General features: G+C 70.1%; 23 protein-coding genes. 16 read left to right on the top strand and 7 right to left on the bottom strand.

Annotated features, from left to right (window positions below; translation table 11 throughout):
• The first annotated feature begins 158 nt into the window (after nucleotides 1–158).
• The 6 genes from OG570_RS14180 to OG570_RS14155 all read left to right on the top strand — a co-directional run bounded on the left by OG570_RS14180 (nucleotide 159) and on the right by OG570_RS14155 (nucleotide 8,344).
• Entirely contained in the window at nucleotides 159–1,916 is a 1,758-nt protein-coding gene (locus tag OG570_RS14180) for a glycoside hydrolase family 3 protein (protein WP_326960022.1), read from the top strand.
• Nucleotides 1,913–3,187, top strand: a complete 1,275-nt coding sequence (locus OG570_RS14175; RefSeq protein WP_326956815.1) for an exo-beta-N-acetylmuramidase NamZ family protein — start codon at nucleotides 1,913–1,915, stop codon at nucleotides 3,185–3,187. Before OG570_RS14180 ends, OG570_RS14175 begins: the two co-directional genes overlap by 4 nt.
• Nucleotides 3,188–3,234: 47 nt before the next feature.
• Nucleotides 3,235–4,965 carry a serine hydrolase gene (locus tag OG570_RS14170; RefSeq protein WP_326960020.1) on the top strand — a complete coding sequence of 577 codons (1,731 nt, stop codon included), beginning with the start codon at nucleotides 3,235–3,237 and terminating at the stop codon, nucleotides 4,963–4,965.
• Between the two features lie 211 nt (nucleotides 4,966–5,176).
• Complete coding sequence (locus OG570_RS14165; protein ID WP_371827597.1) at nucleotides 5,177–6,178, top strand: MurR/RpiR family transcriptional regulator; 1,002 nt, start codon at nucleotides 5,177–5,179, stop codon at nucleotides 6,176–6,178.
• Nucleotides 6,179–6,201: 23 nt separating this feature from the next.
• Nucleotides 6,202–7,131, top strand: a complete 930-nt coding sequence (locus OG570_RS14160) for an N-acetylmuramic acid 6-phosphate etherase (RefSeq protein WP_326944969.1) — start codon at nucleotides 6,202–6,204, stop codon at nucleotides 7,129–7,131.
• A gap of 127 nt (nucleotides 7,132–7,258) precedes the next feature.
• Nucleotides 7,259–8,344 (top strand): HoxN/HupN/NixA family nickel/cobalt transporter, encoded by a 1,086-nt coding sequence (locus OG570_RS14155; RefSeq protein WP_326951697.1) that lies wholly within the window; start codon nucleotides 7,259–7,261, stop codon nucleotides 8,342–8,344.
• Here OG570_RS14155 and OG570_RS14150 read toward each other — a convergent pair.
• Nucleotides 8,271–9,275, bottom strand: coding sequence for an MFS transporter (locus OG570_RS14150; RefSeq protein WP_326960018.1), 1,005 nt, complete (start codon nucleotides 9,273–9,275; stop codon nucleotides 8,271–8,273). The two genes, OG570_RS14155 and OG570_RS14150, sit on opposite strands and share 74 nt — an antisense overlap.
• Here OG570_RS14150 and OG570_RS14145 point away from each other — a divergent pair.
• Both OG570_RS14145 and OG570_RS14140 read left to right on the top strand, forming a co-directional pair.
• Nucleotides 9,223–9,372, top strand: coding sequence for a hypothetical protein (locus tag OG570_RS14145; RefSeq protein ID WP_326956813.1), 150 nt, complete (start codon nucleotides 9,223–9,225; stop codon nucleotides 9,370–9,372). The genes OG570_RS14150 and OG570_RS14145 overlap by 53 nt on opposite strands.
• A gap of 163 nt (nucleotides 9,373–9,535) precedes the next feature.
• Nucleotides 9,536–9,841, top strand: coding sequence for an ArsR/SmtB family transcription factor (locus OG570_RS14140; protein ID WP_247058850.1), 306 nt, complete (start codon nucleotides 9,536–9,538; stop codon nucleotides 9,839–9,841).
• On the opposite strand, the gene OG570_RS14135 is transcribed toward OG570_RS14140, so the two are convergent.
• Both OG570_RS14135 and OG570_RS14130 read right to left on the bottom strand, forming a co-directional pair.
• The gene (locus tag OG570_RS14135) at nucleotides 9,838–10,560 is read right to left on the bottom strand and encodes an oxidoreductase (RefSeq protein ID WP_326956810.1); all 723 of its coding nucleotides are present in this window, start codon (nucleotides 10,558–10,560) and stop codon (nucleotides 9,838–9,840) included. The genes OG570_RS14140 and OG570_RS14135 overlap by 4 nt on opposite strands.
• Nucleotides 10,557–11,054 carry a phosphoribosyltransferase gene (locus OG570_RS14130; RefSeq protein WP_247058852.1) on the bottom strand — a complete coding sequence of 166 codons (498 nt, stop codon included), beginning with the start codon at nucleotides 11,052–11,054 and terminating at the stop codon, nucleotides 10,557–10,559. Before OG570_RS14130 ends, OG570_RS14135 begins: the two co-directional genes overlap by 4 nt.
• Nucleotides 11,055–11,167: 113 nt before the next feature.
• Between OG570_RS14130 and OG570_RS14125 the strand changes: the two genes are divergently transcribed.
• The 3 genes from OG570_RS14125 (at nucleotide 11,168) to OG570_RS14115 (ending at nucleotide 14,510) form a co-directional block, all read left to right on the top strand.
• A complete protein-coding gene (locus OG570_RS14125) occupies nucleotides 11,168–11,770 on the top strand; it encodes a GNAT family N-acetyltransferase (RefSeq protein WP_326956808.1) in 603 nt (200 codons plus the stop codon).
• Nucleotides 11,771–11,868: 98 nt separating this feature from the next.
• Nucleotides 11,869–13,851, top strand: a complete 1,983-nt coding sequence (gene acs / locus OG570_RS14120) for an acetate--CoA ligase (protein ID WP_326956806.1) — start codon at nucleotides 11,869–11,871, stop codon at nucleotides 13,849–13,851.
• Nucleotides 13,852–13,994: 143 nt separating this feature from the next.
• Nucleotides 13,995–14,510, top strand: a complete 516-nt coding sequence (locus OG570_RS14115) for a DUF6319 family protein (protein ID WP_326944976.1) — start codon at nucleotides 13,995–13,997, stop codon at nucleotides 14,508–14,510.
• 584 nt (nucleotides 14,511–15,094) lie between these two features.
• Here OG570_RS14115 and OG570_RS14110 read toward each other — a convergent pair.
• Nucleotides 15,095–15,436, bottom strand: coding sequence for a cupin domain-containing protein (locus OG570_RS14110; protein WP_326956804.1), 342 nt, complete (start codon nucleotides 15,434–15,436; stop codon nucleotides 15,095–15,097).
• A gap of 84 nt (nucleotides 15,437–15,520) precedes the next feature.
• On the opposite strand from OG570_RS14110, the gene OG570_RS14105 reads away from it, so the two are divergent.
• A complete protein-coding gene (locus OG570_RS14105) occupies nucleotides 15,521–16,228 on the top strand; it encodes a VIT1/CCC1 transporter family protein (RefSeq protein ID WP_326956802.1) in 708 nt (235 codons plus the stop codon).
• Here OG570_RS14105 and OG570_RS14100 read toward each other — a convergent pair.
• Nucleotides 16,225–17,682, bottom strand: coding sequence for a peptide MFS transporter (locus OG570_RS14100; RefSeq protein ID WP_326956800.1), 1,458 nt, complete (start codon nucleotides 17,680–17,682; stop codon nucleotides 16,225–16,227). The genes OG570_RS14105 and OG570_RS14100 overlap by 4 nt on opposite strands.
• Nucleotides 17,683–17,867: 185 nt before the next feature.
• On the opposite strand from OG570_RS14100, the gene nhaA reads away from it, so the two are divergent.
• The 3 genes from nhaA to OG570_RS14085 are packed head-to-tail and all read left to right on the top strand — an operon-like array spanning nucleotide 17,868 to nucleotide 20,535.
• Nucleotides 17,868–19,046: a Na+/H+ antiporter NhaA gene (gene nhaA / locus OG570_RS14095; RefSeq protein ID WP_326956798.1), complete on the top strand. Its 1,179-nt coding sequence runs from the start codon at nucleotides 17,868–17,870 to the stop codon at nucleotides 19,044–19,046.
• A gap of 59 nt (nucleotides 19,047–19,105) precedes the next feature.
• Nucleotides 19,106–19,600 carry a phage holin family protein gene (locus tag OG570_RS14090; protein WP_326944981.1) on the top strand — a complete coding sequence of 165 codons (495 nt, stop codon included), beginning with the start codon at nucleotides 19,106–19,108 and terminating at the stop codon, nucleotides 19,598–19,600.
• A 5-nt stretch (nucleotides 19,601–19,605) separates the two neighbouring features.
• Entirely contained in the window at nucleotides 19,606–20,535 is a 930-nt protein-coding gene (locus tag OG570_RS14085; protein WP_326956796.1) for an alpha/beta fold hydrolase, read from the top strand.
• On the opposite strand, the gene OG570_RS14080 is transcribed toward OG570_RS14085, so the two are convergent.
• The gene (locus OG570_RS14080) at nucleotides 20,522–21,616 is read right to left on the bottom strand and encodes an FAD-dependent monooxygenase (RefSeq protein ID WP_326956793.1); all 1,095 of its coding nucleotides are present in this window, start codon (nucleotides 21,614–21,616) and stop codon (nucleotides 20,522–20,524) included. The genes OG570_RS14085 and OG570_RS14080 overlap by 14 nt on opposite strands.
• 109 nt (nucleotides 21,617–21,725) lie before the next feature.
• Between OG570_RS14080 and OG570_RS14075 the strand changes: the two genes are divergently transcribed.
• Nucleotides 21,726–22,616 (top strand): GntR family transcriptional regulator, encoded by an 891-nt coding sequence (locus OG570_RS14075; protein ID WP_326956791.1) that lies wholly within the window; start codon nucleotides 21,726–21,728, stop codon nucleotides 22,614–22,616.
• Nucleotides 22,617–22,664: 48 nt separating this feature from the next.
• On the opposite strand, the gene OG570_RS14070 is transcribed toward OG570_RS14075, so the two are convergent.
• Complete coding sequence (locus OG570_RS14070; protein ID WP_326956789.1) at nucleotides 22,665–23,849, bottom strand: MarP family serine protease; 1,185 nt, start codon at nucleotides 23,847–23,849, stop codon at nucleotides 22,665–22,667.
• Between the last annotated feature and the right edge of the window lie 3 nt (nucleotides 23,850–23,852).

Below are 23,852 nucleotides of genomic sequence, written 5' to 3'. Positions count from 1 at the left end.
CGGTCGATGGACATCGAAGGATTCGGTGAGTAGCTTCCCGATATTGGCGCCTCTGAGTGGACTTCTCACGTCACACCGGGCGCCCGCAACTTTCTGGGAGGCTGGTCGTGACGACCCGAAATCGGAGGTTCCATGCGTTCGCGCTGCCCGTCGCGGGGCTGCTCGCCCTCACCGGTGTGGGTGTCGCGACCGCGGCCAGCGCACCGGCGGTGAGCGCGGACGCGCAGGCCGACGCCGCGGCGACGCAGGCGCTTCGGGGGCTGACGCTCGAGCAGAAGGTCGGCCAGCTGTTCGTCACCTGGGTGAACGGCAAGTCCGCGGACGAGGTCAACCCGAAGAACCAGACCGACTTCGGCGTCGACACTCCAGCGCAGGTGGTCCAGAAGTACCACCTGGGCGGCGTCATCTACTTCAACAACGACAGCCGCGACAACTTCGACGACCCCGTCCAGGTCGCGAAGCTGTCCAACGGCCTCCAGAAGGCCGCCGTCTCGAGCGGGGCGCACATCCCGCTGCAGGTCGGCGCCGACCAGGAGGGTGGCACGGTCACCCGGATGGGCGCGCCCGCCACGGAGTTCCCGAACTCGATGGCCGTATCGGCCGGGCGTGACACCGGCCGGGCGACGAAGGCCGCGACGGTCCTCGGGCACGAGCTGCGCGCGGTCGGCATCAACCAGGACTTCGCGCCCGATTCGGACGTCAACTCGAACCCGGCGAACCCGGTCATCGGCGTCCGCTCCTTCGCCGGGCAGCCCGGCCTCGCGAGCCAGTTCGTCACGGCCGAGGTGAAGGGCTACCAGAACTCGGACTTCCCGACGAAGACCGTCTCCGCGACGGCCAAGCACTTCCCCGGCCACGGTGACGCGGCCACCGACAGCCACACCGGCCTGCCCCGGATCGACCGCACCGAGCAGCAGTGGCGCGCCATCGACGTGCCGCCGTTCAAGGCCGCGATCGCGGCGGGCATCGACTCGATCATGAGCGCGCACATCCAGTTCCCGAGCCTCGACCCGTCGCTCGAGCCGGCGACGCTGTCGCAGCCGATCATCACCGGCAAACTGCGCAAGGAACTCGGTTACAACGGCGTGGTCATCACCGACTCACTGGAAATGCAGGGTGTGCGGGAAATGCACAGCGACGCCGAGATCCCGGTGCTCGCGCTGAAGGCGGGCATCGACCAGCTGCTCATGCCGGTGCACCTGGACGTCGCGATCAACGCGGTGCTCAACGCCGTGAAGACCGGCGACCTGTCGATGCAGCGGATCGACCAGAGCGTGCTGCGCGTGCTGAAGCTGAAGTTCAAGCGCGGCATCCTGTTCTCGCCGTTCGTCGACGCGAACCGGGTGATGAAGACCGTCGGCACTCCGGCCAACCTCAAGACCGCGCAGGACATCGCCGACCGCGGCATCACGGCCATCGCCAACGACGCCGGCGTCCTGCCGCTCAAGCAGAAGCCCGCGACGGCGCTCGTGACCGGCTGGGGCGTCTCCACGACGGCGACGCTCGCCCAGAAGCTCACCGCGCACGGCACGGCGGCGACGGCGTACCAGACCGGGCAGGCCCCGACCGACGCCCAGATCGCGCAGGCCGCGGCGAACGCCAAGAACGTCGACCTCGTGGTCGTGCTGACCAACAACATCGGCGGCTTCCCGCTGCAGACCAAGCTGCTCCAGGCCCTGCAGGCCACCGGCAAGCCGGTCGTCGCGGTCGCCGCGCAGATCCCGTACGACGCGGGTTACGCGAACGCCGTGCCGACCTGGCTGGCGACCTACGGCTACATCAACCCGACGCTGGAGGCGCTGACCAAGGTCATCCTCGGCGAGACGAAGCCGGTCGGGAAGCTGCCGGTCGACATCCCGGCGGGCGCCGACCTGCAGACCGTGAAGTACCCGTTCGGCCACGGGCTCACCTGGTGAACCTGAACCGGCGCCACTTCCTCGGCGCGAGCGCGGGCGCCCTCGCGGTCCCGGTCCTGGCCGGTGGTTCGGCCCGGGCGCAGCCGGAACAACCCGGGCAGACGCAGACCCACGGAAGGGTGCTGACCGGCGCGGAGCAGCTGGCCGGCCAGGGCTGGCAGGCCTTCAAGGGCCGCAAGCTCGGCGTGCTGTCGAACCCGACCGGGGTCCTGCTGAACGGGGACCACATCGTCGACTCGATGGTCGCGGCCGGCGTCAAGCCGGTCGCGGCCTTCGGGCCCGAGCACGGCTTCCGCGGCAGCGCGCAGGCCGGCGGCTCCGAAGGCGACTACACGGACCCGCGCACCGGCGTGCCCGTGTACGACGCGTACGGCGCCGACGCGACGAAGCTCGCTTCGCTGTTCACCAAGGCGGGCATCGCCACGCTCGTGTTCGACATCGCGGACGTCGGCGCGCGCTTCTACACCTACATCTGGTCGCTCTACACGGCGATGGTGGCCGCGGCCCGGACCGACGTCGCCGTCGTCGTGCTCGACCGCCCGAACCCCATCGGCGGACGGCTCGCCGGGCCGGTGCTCGACCCGAAGTTCGCCTCCGGGATCGGGAAGAAGCCGATCGCCCAGCAGCACGGCATGACTGTCGGCGAGCTCGCGCACTTCTTCGCCGAAGAGTTCCTGCCGGGCGAAGGCGTGAAGCTCGCGAAGCTGGACGTCGTCCAGGTACGCGGCTGGCAGCGTGACGTCCAGTTCGCGCAGACCGGGCTGAGCTGGGTGCTGCCGAGCCCGAACGTGCCGACGCCGGACACGGCGCTCGTCTACCCCGGCACCGGCATGTTCGAAGGCACGGTGTTCTCCGAAGGCCGCGGGACGACGCGGCCGTTCGAGATCATCGGCGCGCCCGGGCTCGACTGGCGCTGGCGGGAGAAGCTCGAGGAGCTCCACCTGCCCGGCGCGAAGTTCCGGGAGATCTACTTCGTGCCGACGTTCAACAAGTTCGTCAACGAGACCTGCGGCGGTGTCCAGGTGAGCGTCAGCGATCCGCGGGCCTTCGACGCGATCCGGACCGCGGTCGCCATGCTCGTCACGGCGAAGGCGCTGCACCCGGACAAGTTCGCCTGGCGCCCCGACAACTACATCGACAAGCTCTCCGGGTCCGACCGGCTCCGGACCATGATCGACGCCGGTGCGGGCGTCGACGAGGTCACCGGGGCCTGGCGGGCCGAGCTCGCCGCGTTCGACCACACCCGCCGTCGCCACCTGCTCTACCGCTGAGAGGAAGAGTCGTGCGTGCTAGGAAGGTCCTCGCCGCGGCCACCGGAGTGCTGGTCGCGCTGACCACGTTGACCTCGGGAGCCAGTGCCATCACCACCCCCGCCGGGCGCCATGACGATGCCGGCCGGTTCGACCGGCCGCAACAGGGCTTCGCGCCTTCGTGGACGACCCTGCGCGACGGGCCCCCGAAGGACGTCAACCTCGACCCGGCGCCGATCAAGTCCGCCGAGGACTTCCTGGCGAGCTGGACGAAGCCGGACGCCACCGGGCACCCGCACTTCTCCGGCGCGGTCGGGCTGCTGGGGCACGACGGCGTGGTCGTCGACCGGTACGCGGTCGGCGGCGCAGTGCGGTACGCCGACGCCGCGGGCACCGAACTGCCCGCCGACCAGCAGGTCCCGATGCGGAACGACACCATTTTCGACATGGCGTCGATCTCGAAGCTGTTCACCTCGATCGCCGTGCTGCAGCTCATCGAACGCGGGCAGCTGACCGTCGACACCCCGGTGTCCCGCTTCTTCCCGGAGTTCGCGACCGGCGACAAGGCCGCCATCACGATCAAGATGCTGCTCACGCACGTCTCCGGGTTCGACGCCGACCCGATCCCCTCGCTGTGGGCCGGCTACCCGGACATCCCGTCGCGCCGGCAGGCCGTGCTCGACAGCCCGCTGAAGAACAAGCCGGGCACGACGTACCTCTACTCCGACATCAACCTGCTCACCCTCGGCTTCATCGTCGAAAAGCTGACCGGGCAGCCGCTGGACAAGGTGGTGCACGACCGGATCACCGGGCCGCTGGACATGGCCGACACGGGGTACAACCCGCCCGCGTCGAAGCTGAGCCGGATCGCCGCGACGGAGTTCGAGGCGAACCCGCCCCGCGGGATGGTGCGCGGCAGCGTGCACGACGAGAACGCGTGGTCGCTCGGCGGCGTCGCCGGGCACGCCGGGGTGTTCAGCACGGCAGGTGACATGGCCGTACTGGCCCAGACGATCCTCAACGGCGGCAGCTACCGCGGGCACCGGGTCCTGCGCCCGGACACCGTGCGTCTGATGCTCACCAACTACAACCAGCAGTTCCCGGACGACTCGCACGGCCTCGGCTTCGAGCTCGACCAGCCCTGGTACATGGGTGCGCTGGCTTCGCCGGTCACCGCCGGGCACACCGGTTTCACCGGAACGACGCTGGTCATCGACCCGGAGTCGCGCTCGTTCGCGATCTTGCTGACGAACCGGGTGCACCCGAGCCGCAACTGGGGCTCGATCAACACCGCCCGCCAGGTGTGGGCGACGTCGCTCGCGCGCGCGATGGCCGTCAAGCCGGCCGCCGGGAAGGACGCCTGGACGAGCACGCTGGGTAACAACGCCGTCGCCACGCTGAGTACCCGCCCCATTACTACGCAAAGTGATCAAGCTCGCGTGTCCTTCTACGCCTTCGTGGACACCGAGGGAAGCACCGATCCACTTCAGCTGCAGACCAGCACCGACGGGGTGAACTGGCAACCGATCGCGCTATCGGTATCCGGGCCGGGTGCACCGTCCGGAGACGTGACGTCGCTCTCCGGACACGGGCACCGTGCCTGGTGGAAGGTGACGGCCAAGCTGCCCCAGGCCGCCGGGATCAGCCTCAGGTGGCGTTACGGCACCGATCCGAACTACACGGGCCGCGGAGTTTCGGTCGACGGTGTGAAAGTCACCGAACGCGGCCGAGCACTCCTCGACGGTGAGCGAGAATCGTCTGCTTTCACCGCTGAAGGTTTCCAGTTGAGCGCACGGTGACCGTTCGGTCGCCCAACGCCGACATCCGTGTACCGCTGAGCGGTACCAAGCCGTTTGCGTCGCGACACTAAGTTGCCAAGTCGTTAGCTTGACCTCGTTAACAAGGTCGACCCTGTTGGCGACTTTCTGGTCAACGATTAATCGCAAATCGAGATCCGCAGACACGGACGGGTTGCGATCGTACCGAAGGGTGTGGGTAACCTTGTCGCAAATGCCAACGGTTAGTAACTTTCCGACGGTGACTGATACCGAATCCGTAGTCGGAACGGCACCGTCCGAAGCCGTACCGGTCCAGACGGCCGTGCGGGACGCCGACGCCAGCCCGCTGGTGCGGATCCGGTCGCTGCTCCCCGGACTGGCCCGCGCCGAGCAGCGCGTGGCCAAGGTGGTGCTGGAGGATCCCGCGCACGTCGCGAGACGCAGCATCACCGAGGTGGCCCTGGCCGCCAACACGAGCGAGACGACGGTGACGCGGTTCTGCAAGGCCGTCGGCGTCGGCGGCTACCCGCAGCTGCGCATCGCGCTGGCCGCGGACACCGCCCGCACCGAGGCGCGCAGCTCGCGCAACCTCGGCGGCGAGATCGGCCCGGACGACGACCTGGCCGCCGTGATCAGCAAGGTCAGCTTCGCCGACGCGCGCGCGGTCGAAGAGACGGCCGAGCAGCTCGACGTCGCCACGATGCAGCGCGTCATCGAGGTCGTCGCCAACGCCGGCCGCTCCGACGTCTACGGCGTGGGCGCCAGCGCGTTCGTCGCCGCGGACCTGCAGCAGAAGCTGCACCGCATCGGCCGCGTGTGCTTCGCGTGGTCGGACACGCACATCATGCTCACCTCGGCCGCGGTGCTGAGCCCCGGTGACGTCGCGATCGGCGTCTCGCACACCGGCGCGACCACCGACACCGTCGAGGCGCTGCGGGTGGCCCGGGAGCACGGCGCGATCACCATCGCCGTGACGAACTTCCCGCGCTCCCCGATCACCGAGGTCGCCGACTACGTTTTGACGACGGCCGCCCGGGAAACCACCTTCCGTTCGGGGGCCACGGCGAGCCGCATCGCCCAGCTCACCGTCATCGACTGCCTGTTCATCGGCGTCGCGCAGCGGCACATGGACGCGTCGGTCAACGCCCTGGACGCCACCAGGGACGCGGTCGGCTCGCACCGCCTGGGTGTCAGGCCGGACGGTCGTCGCCGTCCTCGGGAAACCGGCAAGTAATGACCGGAGAAAATGTGAGGCGCATGATGACCGTCCCCACGCAGGCGGTGCACGTCGATTCGCCGACCGAGACCCGCAACCCCCGCACCACGGACATCGACCTGATGTCCACCGCGGGGATCCTGGGCGCGATCAACGCCGAGGACCGCACGGTCGCCGGCGCGGTCGCCGCGGTGCTGCCGCAGGTGGCACGGGCGGTGGACTACGCGGTGGAGGCACTGCGGGCCGGCGGCCGGGTGCACTACGTCGGCGCGGGGACCTCGGGTCGTCTCGCCACGCTGGACGCGGCCGAGCTGGTGCCGACGTTCAACGTGCCGGGTGACTGGTTCATCGCGCACCACGCCGGCGGCGAGCGCGCCCTGCGCCAGGCCGTCGAAAACGCGGAGGACGACGACGGGGCGGGCGCGGCCGAGATGGCCGCCATGGTCCAGCCGGGCGACTTCGTGCTGGGGCTGACGGCGTCGGGCAGGACGCCGTACGTCTTGGGCGCGCTGCTCGCGGCGTCGCGTCAGGGGGCCCGCACCGGGCTGGTTTCGGGCAACGCGAAGGCCGCCAAGCCGCCGGGCGTCGACGTGCTCATCGCCGTCGACACCGGGCCGGAGGCGATCGCCGGCTCGACCCGGATGAAGGCGGGCACGGCGCAGAAGATGATCCTCACGTCGTTCTCGACGGCGACGATGATCAAGCTCGGCCGGACCTACTCCAACCTGATGGTCAGCATGCGGGCCACCAACGCGAAGCTGCGCGGCCGGACCATCCGCATCCTGCAGGAAGCCACCGGCATGACGATGGCGGACTGCTCCGACGCGCTCACCGAGGCCGGGGGCGACCTCAAGGTGGCGCTGGTGCACCTGCTGTCCGGGGCGGACGTCACGAGCGCGGCGAAGGCGCTCCACACGTCCGGCGGACACGTTCGCAAGGCGTTGGACTTGGTGCGGGCGCGCGCCAGCTAGGACGCGGTTAGGGGGTTCCGGGTGGCGGAGCCCCCGGCCCGAGGCGAAGCCTCGGCTGTCACAGACTGATTGCCGTTCATCTGTTCACCTGTCTAACCTCTCAGATGAGGGAAGGCGGGTGGCGACGATGGGCGTGCTCGAAGCGACCGGTTCGCGGCTTTCACGCCGTGAATGGGTCTCCGTGGGCGGGATGGCCGGGTTCATCCTGCTGCTGAACGTCGTGGGCTGGGTGGTGCTGGCGGCTTTCGTCGCACCCCAGCACTACGCGTTGGGCACCTCCGGCGTGTTCGGGATCGGGCTGGGCGTCACGGCGTTCACGCTCGGCATGCGGCACGCGTTCGACGCCGATCACATCGCCGCGATCGACAACACCACCCGCAAGCTGATGGCCGACGGCCAGCGGCCGCTGTCGGTCGGCTTCTGGTTCTCCCTCGGGCACTCGACGATCGTCTTCGTGCTGTGCCTCCTGCTCTCCCTCGGCGTCCGCGCCCTGGCCGGGCAGGTCGAGGACGACTCCTCGACGCTGCACCGGACCACCGGCCTCATCGGGACGTCGGTGTCCGGCGTGTTCCTGTACGTGATCGCGATCCTCAACCTCGTGGTGCTCGTCGGGATCCTGCGGGTGTTCAAGAGGATGCGCCGCGGCGAGTTCGACGAAGCCGCGCTGGAGCACCAGCTGGACAACCGGGGCCTGATGAACCGGCTGCTGCGCGGGGCGACGAAGGCCGTGCGCAAGCCGTGGCACATCTACCCGGTCGGCCTGCTCTTCGGGCTGGGCTTCGACACCGCGACGGAGATCGGCCTGCTGGTGCTGGCCGCGGGCGCCGCGACGTTCGCCCTGCCCTGGTACGCGATCCTCGTGCTGCCGATCCTGTTCGCCGCGGGGATGAGCCTGTTCGACACCGTGGACGGCTGCTTCATGAACTTCGCCTACGGCTGGGCGTTCGCGAAGCCGGTGCGCAAGATCTTCTACAACCTCACGGTGACGGCCTTGTCGGTCGCCGTCGCGCTGCTGATCGGCACGATCGAGCTGGTGTCGATCCTCGCCGAGAAGCTCGACATCACGTCCGGGCCGCTGGCCGCGATCGCGTCGGTCGACCTGGACTACGTCGGGTTCGCGATCGTCGGGTTGTTCGTGCTCACCTGGGTGATCGCACTGGCGGTGTGGCGCTTCGGGCGGATCGAGGAGAAGTGGTCCGCGAAGCTGGGTTGACGCCCAGCGCGAGGGCGGCCAGTGCAGCGAGCGCGCCGGCCGGCCCGACCCACCCCGGGCCCGCGTCGGCCAGCACGACGCCGCCGAGCACCGAGCCGAGCGCGCCGCCGACGTAGATCGCCGAACCGTTCACGCCCAGCGCGACGGTCGGGACGTCCGGCGCGATCGTGAAGAGCCGGTGCTGCTGCGGGACCATCAGCATCCCGCCGAACGCGCCCGCGAACAGCGCGAACAGCAGCGCCCCGGGCAGGGACAGCACGGCAACGTCCACGACCGCGAGCACGACCGCCGTGCCCGCCAGCGAAAACGCGAGGACCCGGGCCGGGCCGAGACGGTCGGTGGCGCGGCCGGTGAACGTGGTCCCGGCGAGCTGGCCGAGCCCGAACCCGACCAGCACCCAGGACAGCACGGCGCCGCTCGCGACCGGCGCGACCAGCACCGGCAGGTAGACGAACACGGTGAACGCCGCGAGCGTGCCGAAGACCGTCACCACCAGGACGCGGGCGACCGCCGGCCGGGCGACGACGGCGAGGCGTTCGCGCAGCCCGGCCGCGGGCACGCGGACCTCGGGGATGATCGGGATCAGCGCGGCGACGACGACCGCGACCACCCCGATCCCCCACATCACCGCGCGCCAGCCGAACCAGTGCCCGGCGAGCACGCCGATCGGGACGCCGAGCACCATCGACACGCTCATCCCGGCGGCGACCGTCGACAGGGCCCGCCCCCGGCGTTGCTCGGACGAGAGCGCCCCGGCGAGGACGTAGGCGTTCGACTGGAACGCCGCGGCGCCGACGGCGGCAAGCAGCCGGGCCGCGGCGACCACCGCGAACGACGTCCCGAGCGCCTGCCCGGCCATGCCGACGGTGAACAGCGCCATGCCGCCCGCGAGCAGCCGGCGGCGGTCCCAGCCGCCGGTGAACGCGGCGATGAGCGGTGACGCGACCGCGTACGTCAGGGCGAAGACGGGTGGTGAGCTGGCCCGCGACGGACTCCGTCACGTGCAGGTCGGCGGCGATGACCGGTAGCAGGCCGTTGAGCACGAACCCGTCGGTGCCGACGGTGAACGTGCCCACCGCGAGGACGAGCAGGATCCCCAGCCGATCATTAGATGATCGTCGAATCGTCATACGGTCATGATGGAGCTACACTTCGATCGTTGTCAAACGATCCAACTGTTGGGAGATCACGGTGACCAGGACGCTGCCTCAACCGGCGCGCGAGGCGATCGAGATCGTGACGGTGCTGCAGGCGCTCGCCGATCCGGTGCGCCTGGAGGTCATCCGTGAGCTGTCGACGGTGACGGAGCCGCGCAGCTGCTCGCTCGAGGCGTACGACGTTGACATCACGGCGGCGACGCTGTCGCACCACTGGCGCGTGCTGCGCGAAGCGGGGTTGACGACGACGTTCGTCGACGGACGCCGGCGCTGGGTCGAACTACGGCGTGACGACCTGCAGGCGCGGTTTCCCGGCCTGCTGGACGCCGTGCTCAGCTAAGAGGCCGCGTCCGAGATGCTCTTCGCCTCGCGCGCACCGGCTTCGAACGCTTCGCAGTTGAAGAGCAGCCACGCGCGGACGCCTTCCGACGTCCCGCTCGCGAATCCTTGTGCCGCTTCAAGATAACGCGGCACGCGGCGGAAGAACGCGACCTCCGGGATGCTCAGCGCCTTCGGGTCCAGGCCCGTCGCGATCATCGTCAGCCGGGCCGCGGCCCGCGCCACGACGCCGTCCGCGCTGCCGAAAGGCTTGAGCGCCAGCAGTTCCCCGTGCACGACGGCCGCCAGGACCGGCCCGGGCACCGACGTCGCGCCGGTCACCAGCTGCGCCAGCATCTCCAGCCGCCCACCACCGGAATGCGGGCGCCCCAACGCATCCGGGTCGCTGACGAGGTCCGCCGCGGCGAGAACGTGCATGCGGGCCAACGCTTGCATGGGCGCGCGGCGCCACGTCGGCAGCAGCGTCTCCAACGTCTCGGCGACGCGCAGCGCACCCGCCAGCACCGGGTCGGCCACCGCACCGTCGGCCGGCAGTTCCGGGTTGGCGCCTTCGATCCCGGCGGACGCGCGCGCCGCGCGGACCGAGGCTTCGCTCGCGGTCGCCGCACCCCCGCGCAGGTTCGCCGGGAGGCGGTGCACCGCGAACACGGCGTCCTGCGCGGACTTCGCCGCCGCGGCCACGCCTTCGAGGTCGAGCAGGGGCTTCAGCGGGTCGCTCATGCGTCGAGAACCTGTCCTTCGCGCTTGACCACGGGCGGCAGCACCGACCACGGGAAGTTGATCCACTTGTCGGTGTGGCGCCAGACGTACTCGCACTTCACGGTGGAGTGCGGCTTCTCGTAGACGACGGCCGAGCGCACCTCGGCGACGTGGTCGAGGCAGTAGTCGCGGACGAGCTTGAGGGTGGCGCCGGTGTCGGCGACGTCGTCGGCGATCAGCACCTTCTTGCTCGTGAGGTCGACGGCGTTCGGCACCGGCGGCAGCATCACCGGCAGGTCGAGGCGCTGGTCGACGCCGGTGTAGAACTCGACGTTCATCACGTGCAGGTTCTTCACGTCGAGCGCGTAGCCGAGCGAGCCGGCGACGAACAGGCCGCCGCGGGCGATGGACAGGATGAGGTCGGGCGCGAAGCCGTCGTCGGCGACGGTGTGAGCCAGTTCACGCGCCGCCGTGCCGAACAGCTCCCAGCTCAGCTCTTCCCGCTCTTCGGCCATCGTTCTCGCCCTTCGGTCGTGGTCGGCCGAGCATAGGCAACGCCGAAGTGGACTCTGGAATTGCTCCGAAATTGGCTATCACGAACAGCCACTGGCCGCCTTACGGTGGTCCGGTGAGTGACTGGAGCACCCTGCCGACCCTGTCCGGTGAGTACGTCCGCCTGGAGCCGTTGACGCTCGACCACGCCAAGGGCCTGTTCGAGGCCGGTGCCGACCCGGGCATCTGGGCCTGGCTCAGCATCCGGCAGCCGCTGGATGTCCCGGCCGCCGAACGGATGATCTCGGACGCGCTGGCCGACCCCGCCCGGCGGCCCTTCGCGCAGCTCGACGCCGCCTCCGGCCGGGTCGCCGGGACGACGTCGTACTACCAGGTCGTGGCGCAGCACCGGATCCTCTCGATCGGGCACACCTGGATCGGCGCGGACTGGCAGCGCACCGGGCTGAACACCGAGTCGAAACTGCTGTTGCTCACGCACGCGTTCGAAACCCTTGACGCGCAACGGGTCGCGTGGGAGACCGACATCCGCAACCTGCGCTCACAACGCGCCATCGAACGACTTGGCGCGCTTCGCGAAGGCGTCCTGCGCGCGCACCGGATCCGGCCGGACGGGTCGTCGCGCGACACCGTCACCTACTCGATGCTCGAGCCGGAGTGGCCGGCCGCGAAAGCCCGGCTGACTGAACGCTTAGTCACCGGCGCTCGCCTGCCTCGGTGAAACCCCGGGGCAACGTGGGTGCAACCTTTTACAAGGCGGACTAACGTCGCTAGCGTGCCGCTAGCCGGTGATCGGCGCACTACAGGAGGCCTTGCAACATGACCGAGCAGTCCCCAGCCCTGGACAACCTGCTCACCGAGAGCCGTACTTTCCCGCCCAGTGACGATTTCGCTGCTCAGGCCAACGCGCAGGCCGAGCTCTACGCCGAGGCGGACGCCGATCGCGAGGCCTTCTGGGCGAAGCAGGCGGAGCGGCTGACGTGGGACACGAAGTGGACCACGGTACTGGACTGGACCAATGCGCCCTTCGCGAAGTGGTTCGTCGGCGGCAAGCTGAACGTCGCGTACAACTGCGTCGACCGGCACGTCGAGTCCGGCCACGGCGAGCAGGTCGCGATCCACTGGGTCGGCGAGCCGGGTGACACCCGGGACATCACCTACGCCGAGCTGAAGACCGAGGTCTCCCGGGCCGCCAACGCCCTCCTGTCCCTCGGCGTCACCGCCGGCGACGTCGTGGCGATCCAGCTGCAGATGATCCCCGAGGCCATCTTCGCGATGCTCGCGTGCGCCCGGATCGGCGCGCTGCACAGCGTCGTCTTCGGCGGCTTCTCCCCGACCGCGCTGCGCGCCCGCGTCGACGACGCCGCCGCGAAGATCGTGATCACCTCGGACGGCCAGTTCCGCCGCGGCAAGGCCGCGCCGATGAAGGCCAACGTCGACGAAGCGCTCGAAGGCGCCGACAGCGTCGAGAAGGTCATCGTCGTGCAGCGCACCGGCGACCAGCTCGAGGGCGACGTCCCGTGGACCGACGGCCGCGACCTCTGGTGGCACGAGCTCGTCGGCGGACAGTCCGAAGAGCACACTCCCGAGGCGTTCGACAGCGAGCACCCGCTGTTCATCCTCTACACCTCCGGCACCACCGGGAAGCCGAAGGGCATCCTGCACACCTCCGGCGGCTACCTGACGCAGACGGCGTACACGCACCACAACGTCTTCGACCACAAGGCCGGCGAAGACGTCTACTGGTGCACCGCGGACATCGGCTGGATCACCGGCCACAGCTACATCGTCTACGGCCCGCTCGCGAACCGCGTCACGCAGGTCGTCTACGAAGGCACGCCGAACACCCCGCACGAGGGCCGGCACTGGGAGATCATCCAGAAGCACAAGGTCTCCATCTACTACACCGCGCCGACGCTGATCCGCACGTTCATGAAGTGGGGCGCGGAAATCCCGGAGAAGTACGACCTGTCGTCGCTGCGGGTGCTGGGCTCGGTCGGCGAGCCGATCAACCCCGAGGCGTGGATCTGGTACCGCGAGAACATCGGCGCGGGCAAGGCGCCGATCGTCGACACGTGGTGGCAGACCGAAACCGGCGCGATCATGATCTCGCCGCTGCCGGGCGTCACCTCGACCAAGCCGGGCTCGGCGCAGAAGGCGCTGCCGGGCATCTCCGCGAAGGTCGTCGACGACCAGGCTCAGGAAGTCCCGCACGGCGGCGGCGGTTACCTGGTGCTCGACGAGCCGTGGCCGTCGATGCTGCGCGGCATCTGGGGCGACAACGAGCGCTACGAGGAGACGTACTGGTCGCGCTTCAAGGAGCAGGGCTTCTACTTCGCCGGTGACGGCGCGAAGTACGACAACGACGGCGACATCTGGCTGCTCGGCCGCGTCGACGACGTCATGAACGTGTCCGGCCACCGCATCTCGACGACCGAGGTCGAGTCGGCGCTCGTCTCGCACCCGACGGTCGCCGAGGCGGCGGTCGTCGGCGCGACCGACCCGACGACCGGGCAGGGCATCGTCGCGTTCGTCATCCTGCGCGGCAACGCCGTCGACGGTGGCGAAGAGGCCATCCAGGCGCTGCGCAACCACGTCGCGAAGGAGATCGGGCCGATCGCGAAGCCGCGGCAGATCATGGTCGTGCCGGAGCTGCCGAAGACGCGCTCGGGCAAGATCATGCGCCGCCTCCTGCGCGACGTCGCGGAGAACCGGCAGGTCGGCGACGTCACCACGCTGGCCGACTCGACGGTGATGGATCTGATCTCGTCGGGCCTGCAGACGGGCAAGTCCGAGGAGTGAGCTAGCGTCTTGCGTGTCAGAGCCCTTCCGGCTTCGCGCCGGGAGGGCTCTTTCATGAACCCCCCGAGCGGCGCACTTCGAACGCATGTTCTACACTGTGCCGCGAACCACACCCCCTTCCCGGGCAAGGAGACGACACGACGATGACCGTGGATGTCCTGACGCACGACGAGGAAACGGCTTCGGCGACCCCTGAGGCGCCCGCCGTTGCCACTGACGAGGCGACGACCGTCACCGAGTCCGCGTCCACCTCTTCGGAGGGCGCTGCTTCTTCGGAGGCTGCCGCTCCTTCGGAGGACTCTGCTTCCGCTGAGCCCGCCGCCGAAGAGGCACCGAAGCCGAAGCGAGGCCGCCCGAAGGGTGCGGCGACCGCGTCGACGGCGAAGAAGACCCGCACGGTCGAGCTGATCCTGACCGTCACCGGCACCGCCGATGGCGAGTGGCAGGCCGAGCTGAAGAACGGCTCGAAGTGGGTCGCGAAGGGCCTGGAGATCCCCGCCGCCGCGGTGTCGCGCGCGGCGAAGGAACTGCACGCCGACCTGTCCGGCCCGATCGACGAGGTGATCAACCAGGCCCGCGAGGCGCAGGCCGCGAAGGTCGCCGCGCTGGAGGCCGAGCTCGAGAAGGCCAAGCAGGCCCTCGCCGAGCTGGACGCCTGAGTTTCAGCTTTCTCTCCAGGAAGCGCCCGGTTCCGCATTGGCGGGGCCGGGCGTTTCCGCTTTCCGGACCTTTCCGCCTTCCGCACCCTTCCGCGGTTTTGCGGCGGCCGCGACGCCCGAAGGGCGCCCCCCACCCTTCCCTTGGGGGGCGTCCCCTGTTCCAGTCTACCGGCCCCCACCTGCGAAAACGGCCGCTCAGCGATCTGTGGACAACTTGCGCGACTGTGGATGGACGTTTGCGTGGCCGCTCGAATTCCGGTACCGGCAGACACTTGAAACGGTGGCCGACGGGTCGGCTCGCGCACCGCGACGGTCGATTGACGTGACGGTGCGGTCGGCCCGCTCACCTGGATGCTCGGCTCGCGCACCGAGACGGTCTGCTGACGTAACTGCGCGGTCGGGCTCGTGCACCTGGACGGTCGGCTCACGCACCCGAGGGGTCGACTCGCGTACCTGGAGGGTCGGCTCGGACACCGAGACAGTCGGCTCGTGTGACTGGACAGTCGACACGCGTGACTGAAGGGTCGACTCGCGTGATCAGGGGGTCGACACGGGAGCCGGGACGGGAGCTGGGCCAGCGGGGGTCAGGCGATCGGGGGGCGGGTCGGCAGCGGGGACTTGAACTCCACCCACATCGCGTCCGTCAGGGCCTCCACCTGGTGCGGAACCCCGCGAGGGTGCACCGCCGAATCCCCCGGCTCCAGGATCGACTCCACTCCGTCGACCACGCCCCGAAGACGACCCGACAGGACGTACACGATCGAGTCGTGGTCGTGCGAATGAGCAGGTGAGGACACCCCGGCCGGGTAGTGGATCAAGTACGCCAGCCCCGAGTCCGCGCTCTCCAGCAGCCGGAACCGGCCCTCGCCGCCCTGGAGCGGCAGGCCCTCGACCGTGAGCAGGGGCTGCCACACTTGCTCGTCCATGCCCCCATCATGACCGAATGTCCCGCTAAGCGAGAAGTCCACTGAGGACTCTCTCAGGAACGTCTTTCGTGTTTCACTTGCCGGGTGATCGAAACGCATCCCCACGAGCCGCACGAAGGTGTCGGCGGGAAGCTGAACTGGCTGCGGGCCGGGGTTCTCGGGGCGAACGACGGGATCGTGTCCGTCGCGGGCATCGTCGTCGGGGTGGCCGGGGCGACCGCCGAACGCACCACGATCCTCACCGCCGGGATCGCCGGGCTGGTCGCCGGGGCCTTCTCCATGGCCGGTGGCGAGTACGTCTCGGTGAGCACCCAGCGCGACACCGAGCAGGCCCTGATCCGGCTGGAAAAACAAGAACTCACGACCATGCCGGAGGCCGAGGAGCACGAGCTCGCCGACATCTACCGGCAGAAGGGCCTCTCGCCCGAGCTGGCGCGGCAGGTCGCCCGCGAACTGACCGAAAAGGACGCGCTGCAGGCGCACGCGGAAGCCGAGCTCGGCATCGACCCGGGCCACCTGACCAGCCCGTGGCAGGCGGCGTGGGCGTCGCTGATCGCGTTCTCCGTCGGCGCGCTGCTGCCGCTGCTGGCCATCGCCTGGACCGGCGTCTCGCTGCGGGTGTGGGCGTGCGCGGCCGCGGTCGTCGTCGGCCTCACGCTGACCGGGTGGGTCAGCGCGAGGCTCGGCGACGCGCACGTAGGGCGCGCGATCCTCCGCAACGTCGGTGTCGGCGCCCTCACGATGGTGGTGACCTACTTCGTCGGGGTGTTGTTCGGCGTCACGATCGGTTAGTGCACGCCCTTCATCATCCGGCGGATGAACGGCGACGCCGCGAACAGCAGGACGCCGATGACGATGGCGACGCCGCCGACCGTGCCGAAGTACGCGCCTTCGTGCTCGGGTGAGTAGAACTCGGCGAGCTTGCCCGACATCGCCGTGCCGAACGAGATCGACAGGAAGTTCAGCGCCACCATCTGGGTGCGGAAGGCGTTCGGCGCCAGCTTCGTGGCCAGCGCCAGCCCGACCGGGGACAAGCCCAGCTCGCCCAGGGTGAACACGGCCAGCACGCCGACCATCGCGATCAGCGGCGTGCCGTTCTGGCCGGTGCCGGTGAACGGCAGGAACAGCAGGAACGCGACGCCCATGATGATCGTGCTGATGACGAACTTGATCGGCGACGACGGCTGCCGCGTCCCGAGTTTCGTCCACATCAGCGCGAACAGCGGCGAAAACAGGATGACGAACACCGGGCCGACCGAGCCGACCCACGGGATCGGCATCTCCCAGCCGAAGATCCGCCGGTCGAGGCGGGTGTCGGCGTAGGTCGCGAGCACCGTGAAGATCTGCTGGTACAACGAGAAGAACGCGGCGCTGGCGATGAACATCGGGATGAACGAGTACACCCGGCTGCGCTCGTCGGCGTCGATCTTGCGGCTCGAGAGGATCACCGCGAAGTAGACGATCGAGATCCCGCCGACCGCCCAGAGCACGACGTCGGCGAGGTTGTCCGCCCGGACGACACCGGTGAGCAGCAGCACGACGATCAGCGCGAGGACGACGACCACACCGGCGACGACCAGCAGGCGGTTCGACGACGGCAGCGGGTTCGGCACCTCGTTCGCCTTGTCCGGCAGGTTGCGCCGGCCCAGCGTGTACTGGACCAGGCCCAGCGCCATGCCGATCGCGGCCAGGCCGAAGCCGAAGTGGAAGCCCGCCTGGTCCCAGACCAGGCCGGTGAGGATCTGCCCGACGAACGCGCCGAGGTTGATGCCCATGTAGAAGATCGTGAAGCCGGCGTCACGGCGTTCGTCGTCCGGCGCGTAGAGCGTGCCGACGATGCCGGTGGCGTTCGCCTTGAGCCCGCCGCTGCCGACCGCGACGCAGGCGAGGCCGACGCCGAGGCCCGCGACGCCCGGGATCACGGCCAGGCTAATGTGGCCGACCATGATCAGCACGGCGCTGAAGAACAACGTCCGTTCGGAACCGAGCAGCCGGTCCGCGACCCACGAACCGAGCACGGTCGCGAGGTAGACCAGGCCGCCGTACGCGCCGACGATGCCGAGCGCCGGCGCCTTGGGCAGCGCGAGCCCGCCCTGGTCGATCGCGTAGTACAGGTAGAACGGCAGGATGCCGAGCATCCCGTAGTAGGAGAAGCGCTCCCACATCTCGACGCCGAAGAGGTTCGCCAGCCCTCGTGGGTGCCCGAAGAACCTCTTGTCCTGCTGGACCTCGGTGGAGGTGCTCACAACTGAGTCATCCTTTGTCTGGACTTCGTTGTCCGTTCGCATGTTATGAGGCCACCGTGTGACCCACCACCGGCACAAGGTGTGGTCCCCGCCATAACGGTCGGTGACGAACGGCATTAAAATACCGTCAAGGTGCGCCGGGAAGTCTGGTCGGCAACAGTGATCAGCGACCCCAGGAGCCGCCCGTGTCCCGCCCGTTGAGCGAATTCGCGCGTTACCTGCGCACCGAGACCACCGGCGGGATGATCCTGCTCGGCGCGACGGCGCTCGCCCTGGTCTGGGCCAACTCCCCGCTGCGCGACAGCTACCACGCGCTGCGCGAGTTCCGGCTCGGCCCGGAGCTGCTCCACCTGAACCTCACCATCGGCGACTGGGCGAAGGACGGCCTGCTCGCGATCTTCTTCTTCGTCGCCGGGCTGGAGCTCAAGCGCGAGCTCGTCATCGGCGAGCTGTCGCGGTTCAAGCAGGCCGTGCTGCCGATCGTCGCCGCGATCGGCGGGATGATCGTGCCCGCGCTGGTCGCGCTGGGCGTCGGCTGGGGGACGCCGGGGATCGACCGGGCGTGGGCGATCCCGGTCGCGACGGACATCGCGTTCGCGCTCGGCGTCCTCGCGCTGACGGCGTCGAACCTGCCCTCGAGCGCGCGGGTGTTCCTGCTGTCGCTGGCCGTGGTGGACGACCTCGGCGCGATCATCGTCATCGCCGTGCTCTTCACGACCGGCTTCGACCTGGTCGCGGTGGCCGTCGCCGTCGTGGCCCTGGCGCTCTACGCCTTCCTGCAGCACAAGCGCGTCCGGACGGCGTGGATCTACGTCCCGCTCGCGCTCGTCACCTGGGTCGCGGTGCACTCCGCGGGCATCCACGCGACGATCGCCGGCGTCGCGCTGGGCCTGCTCACCCGCGTCCGGGCCGACGACGGTGAGGCCGAGGCGCCGGCGTTGCGGCTGGAGCACCGGCTGCAGCCGTGGTCGGCGGCCGTCGCCGTGCCGCTCTTCGCGCTGTTCGCGGCCGGGATCTCGGTCAGCGGCGACTCGCTCGGCAAGGTGTTCACGACGGCGTTGCCGCTCGCGGTGCTCGCCGGGCTGCTCGGCGGCAAGGTCGTCGGGATCTTCGGCGCGAGCTTCCTGGCGGTGAAGCTGAAGCTCGCCGAGAAGCCGCGGGGCATGGGTTGGCGCGACATCGGCGCGTTGTCGCTGCTCGGCGGCGTGGGCTTCACGGTCAGCCTGCTGATCGCCGACCTCGCGCTGCCCGCCGAGGCGAGCGAACTGGCCAAGGCGGCGGTGCTGATCGCGTCCGGGATCGCGTCCCTGCTGGCCGCGGTGATGCTCCTGCGGCGGAGCAAGGTCCACGCCGAGATGGATTGATCGCCGACACTCGCCCGGTCCGCCGCGCCCGCTCCACGACGTCATGGCACGATGACCCGGTGAGCAGCCCCAAACACGAACGCACCGGCCCCGACGGCGTGGGGGCCGTGCCTTACCTCCCGCTGTCCTCCGACACCGACGTCCCCGGCGACCAGTCCCTCGGCCGCCTGGTCGGCGACGCGACCCAGCACATCTCCACCCTGGTCAGGGCCGAGATGGAACTGGCGAAGTCCGAGCTGGTCGGCGAGGTGAAGAAGGGCCTCAAGGGCGCCGTCTACTTCCTGATCGCGCTGACGGTCTTCCTGTACAGCACGTTCTTCCTGTTCTTCTTCGCGGCCGAAGGCCTGGCGGAGTGGGTGCGCTACCGCTGGATCGCGTTCGGCATCGTGTTCTTCCTGATGCTGCTGGTCGCGGGTGTGGCCGGGTTCCTCGGCTACCGCAAGGTGAAGAAGTTCAAGGCACCGGAGCGGACCATCGCCAGCGTCAAGGAAACCGCCGCCGCGCTCAAGCCGCAGAAGGCGCCCGAAGCCGACTTGACCACCACGCGCGACTGAGTTCGTTGCACCCGTCCCCCGATCCGTCGATCGTCCGCATCGACGGATCGTGGGCGCACCGCGACGTCTCCGCCAACGGCATCCGGCTGCACATCGCCGAGCTCGGCGAGGGTCCGGTCGTGGTGCTGCTGCACGGGTTCGCCGAGTTCTGGTGGACCTGGCACCACCAGCTGCAGGCGCTCGCCGACGCCGGGTACCGCGCGGTCGCCGTCGACCTGCGCGGGTACGGCGACTCGGACAAGCCGCCACGGGGTTACGACGCGTGGACGCTCGCCGGGGACATCGGCGGGCTGGTCAAGTCGCTCGGCGCCCGGCGGGCGCACCTCGTCGGACACGCGTGGGGCGGCATGCTCGCCTGGACGGTCGCCGCGCTGCACCCCCGGCTCGTGTCGTCGGTGACGGCCATCGGCGGCGCCCACCCGCTCGCGCTGCGGTCGTCGATCGCCCGCACGCTCTGGCGTGGCCAGGGCCGCGCGGCCGGGCACCTCTTCCGCTTCCAGATGCCGATGGCGCCCGAGAAGTGGCTGACCCGCGAAGACGCCCAAGCCGTCGAGGACCTCTTCGACGCGTGGGCCGGCGACTCCTGGCGGTCCACTTCGGACTTCGCCGAGAGCACGGCGGCGTTCCGGCAGGCGATGCTCGTGCCGGGCGTCGCGCACAGCGCGCTGGAGTACTACCGCTGGGCGTTCCGCGCGCAGTTCCGCGGTGAGGGCCGCCGGTTCACCGACGCCGTCGGCCGCCGGATCGCGGCCCCGACGTTGCAGCTGCACGGCGCCGACGACACCTGCATCCTCCCCGAGACGGCGAGGTCGTCCGCGCGCTGGGCGGGCCCGCACGCCGAGCCGGAGTTCTGGCCGGGCGTCGGGCACTTCCCCCACCTCGAGGTGCCGGACCGCACGTCGGCGGCCCTGGTGGACTTCCTCAACCGAGCGTGAGCGCGTTCTTGGCCCGCGCCAGCGACTCCTCCGAAGGTCCACCGGTCGGGTTCTCCGTGGCCAGCGCCTGGTTGAGCGCGACGAACGGCCGCATCCGGCGCTCGTACGCGGCGAACGCCTCCTCGTGCCCGGCGCGGCCCAGCTCCTGCGCCAAGACGTACGCGCCGGCGAGCGCGAGACTCGTGCCCTGGCCGGACAGCGCCGACGCGCAGTACCCGGCGTCGCCGACCAGCACGACCCGGCCCGCCGACCAGCGGTCCAGGTGGATCTGCGCCATCGCGTCGAAGTAGAACACCTCGGCTTCGGCCATCGCGGCCAGCAGCTTCGGCATCTCCCAGCCGACGCCGGCCAGCTGCTCGGCGACCAGCCGCTTCTGCTCCGGGACGCTCATCGGGGGCAGCGGCGCCGAGCCGAACCCGAGCGTCACGCGCAGCTCGGTGTTGTCCCGCACCGGGTAGACCGCGCCGCCGGTCTCCTCGTGCCGGACCCACAGCTGCCAGTCCTCGAGGCCCAGGAAGTTCGGCGCCGGGAAGATCGCCAGGTACTGGCCGAGGTGCGTGCTGAAGCGCTCCTCCGGGCCGAAGGCCAGCCGCCGGACCGCCGAGTGCGGGCCGTCGGCGCCGACGACGAGGTCGAACGTCCGGAAGCCGCCGTGCTCGAACTCCACGCGCACGCCGTGCGCGTCCTCGGTCAACGCCGTGACCGAGTCGCCGAAGACGTACTCGACGCGGTCCGCGGTCGCCTCGTGCAGGATCGCGACGGCGTCGTCGCGCAGCAGCTCGAAGTCGGCGCTGTCGAGCCGGCCGCTGCTGTGGGTGAACTCCTCGGACCGGTACAGCTCCTGCCCGGCCCCGTCCACCACGGACATCCCGCGCATCCGCGTCCGCTTCGCCCGCAGCCGCTCGCCCAAGCCCATCCGGTCGACGACGTCGAGCGCGACCCCGCGCACGTCGACCGCCTGGCCGCCGGTGCGCGGGCCGGCCGCGCGTTCCACGACGGTCACCGTCCAGCCGTCGAGCGCCAGGAACCAGGCCAGGGTGCCGCCGGCGACGCCCGCGCCCGAGATCAGTACGTTCCGCATGCTTCCTCCAGGGTTGTACGCTTGCCCGCACCACACTGGAGTCATCGCAGTTCAGAGGCTAATTCTGTGCTAGTACAGAAGGTCATCTGTACTAGGTCAGGGAGCAGCCGTGAAGTACGTGGTCATCGCCGAGGAGCTGCGCGGCCGGATCGCGCGTGGCGAGCTTCCGCCGGGCGCGCGGGTGCCCTCGACCCGGCGGCTCGCGGCCGATCACGGCGTCGCGATGGCGACCGCGGCGAAGGCGCTCGCCCTGCTGAACCAGGAGGGGCTGGTGCGCGCGGAGCCGCGGTCCGGCACGGTCGTCGCCGGACGTGAGCACCGCGGCGGGCACCAGGGCCTGACGCGCGACCGGATCGTGCGCACGGCGATCGACATCGCCGACGCCGAAGGGCTCGGCGCGCTGTCCATGCGCGGGGTGGCGGCCCGGCTCGGCGTCGCGGCCATGGCGCCCTACCGGTACGTGCGCGGCAAGGACGAGCTGGTGCTACTGATGGCCGACACCGCGTACGGCGAGCGCGGCTACCCGGAAATCCCGCCGGCGGGCTGGCGCGAGCGGCTGACGCTGGCCGGCCGGACGCTCTGGTCGCTCCACCGGCGGCACCCGTGGCTGGCCCAGCTCACGCCGATCACCCGCCCGCTGCCGCTGCGCAACCTCGCGACGCACGCGGAATGGGCGCTCTCGGCGCTGGCCGAGCTGGACGATGACGCGGCCACCCTGTGCGACCTGCACGTGCTGTTCTTCAGCTACGTCCAGGGCATCGCGATCCACCTCGAACGCGAGCAGCACGCGCTCGCCGCGTCCGGGCTGTCCGAAGAGCAGTGGATCGACCACCAGGCGCCCGCGATGGCGGCGATGGTCAGCGGCCACCCGATCTTCACCCGGATGATGACCGAGCTGAGCACGAACGGCTACGACCTCGTCCTGGACGACCTCTTCGAGTCGGGCCTGCGCGCCCTGCTCGACGGCCTCGCCCTGCGCTACGGGGTCGTGAGTGGTTAGGGCGGTTCTAACCGCCCTAACCACTCACGACCGCCGCGGCAGCAGGTGTCAGGCGGCGCAGGAGCCGGTCGAGACTTCCGTCGTCTGCGTCGACGCCGCGTCGACCTCGCCGCGGACCTGCTCGGCCGTCAGCGTGAAGCCGGTTTCCGGGTCCTCCACGGCCGCGCCGAACACGACGCCGATGACCCGGCCGTCCGGCGTCACCATCGGGCCGCCGGAGTTGCCGCTGCGGATCTCCGCGCGGACCGTGAAGACGTCGCGCTGCACGGTGTTGGCCTCGTAGATGTCCGGGCCGCGCAGGTTGATCCGGCCGCGCACGCGGGCCGGCGTCGCGCGGTACGGGCCGTCGAGCGGGTAGCCGAGCACGACCGCGCTGTCACTCGCGCGGGCCGTCTCCGGCGCGAACTGCAGCGGCGGGGCGCTCAGCCGGGGCACGGCGAGCACGGCGATGTCGACCTCCGGGTCGAAGTAGACGACCCGCGCCGGGTAATCGCCCTGCGTCGTCTCGATGCCGACGGTGTCGGTGCCCGCCACGACGTGCGCGTTGGTCATCACCCGCTGCGGTGAGATCACGAACCCGCTGCCTTCGAGGGACCGCGAGCAGGAGCTGGCCGTGCCGCGGATCTTGACGACGCTGCCGTGCAGCTGCTGGACGATCCCGCTGTTCTGCAGGGCCGGGTCCGGCGGGGAGGTGTCCGCCGTCGGGGCCTTCTCGAACGGGTCCACTATGGACGGGAAGCCGGACGCGTCGAGCAGCTTCCGCAGCTGGCTCGGGAAGCCCTGGGCGGCCGCCGGCATGGTGTCGTTGACCTTGCCGAGCACGACCGAGTTGTTGATCGCCTTGGCCAGCCCGGGCAGGCCGGACACGGTCGTCAGCGGCGTCGCGATCAGCCACGCGACCACGAACACGACCGCGGCCTGCACGACCGCGCCGAGGGTCTTGTCGATGCCGGAGAGCTTGTCCGGGTTGATCTTCTGCCGCAGCCGGCGGCCGACGTACACGCCGAGCGCCTCGCCGAAGGCGACCAGGAACACCACGGTCGCCACCGCGAACGCGACCTTCCACACCGGGTCGTCGAAGAACGCGACGACCACCGGCGCCAGCTTGATGCCGGTGATCGCGCCGAGCACGACCCCGACCAAGGACGGCAGCGCGATGATCACGCCCTGGTATGCACCGGACACCGCCGCCAGCACGGCGAGCAGGAGGACCAGCACATCGACCCAGTTCACGGT

Origin of the sequence: Amycolatopsis sp. NBC_01286 (assembly GCF_035982555.1) — a bacterium.
Lineage (GTDB): Bacteria > Actinomycetota > Actinomycetes > Mycobacteriales > Pseudonocardiaceae > Amycolatopsis.
Note: the sequence above shows the minus strand (reverse complement) of the source record. Positions and strands in the feature narration are given on the sequence as shown.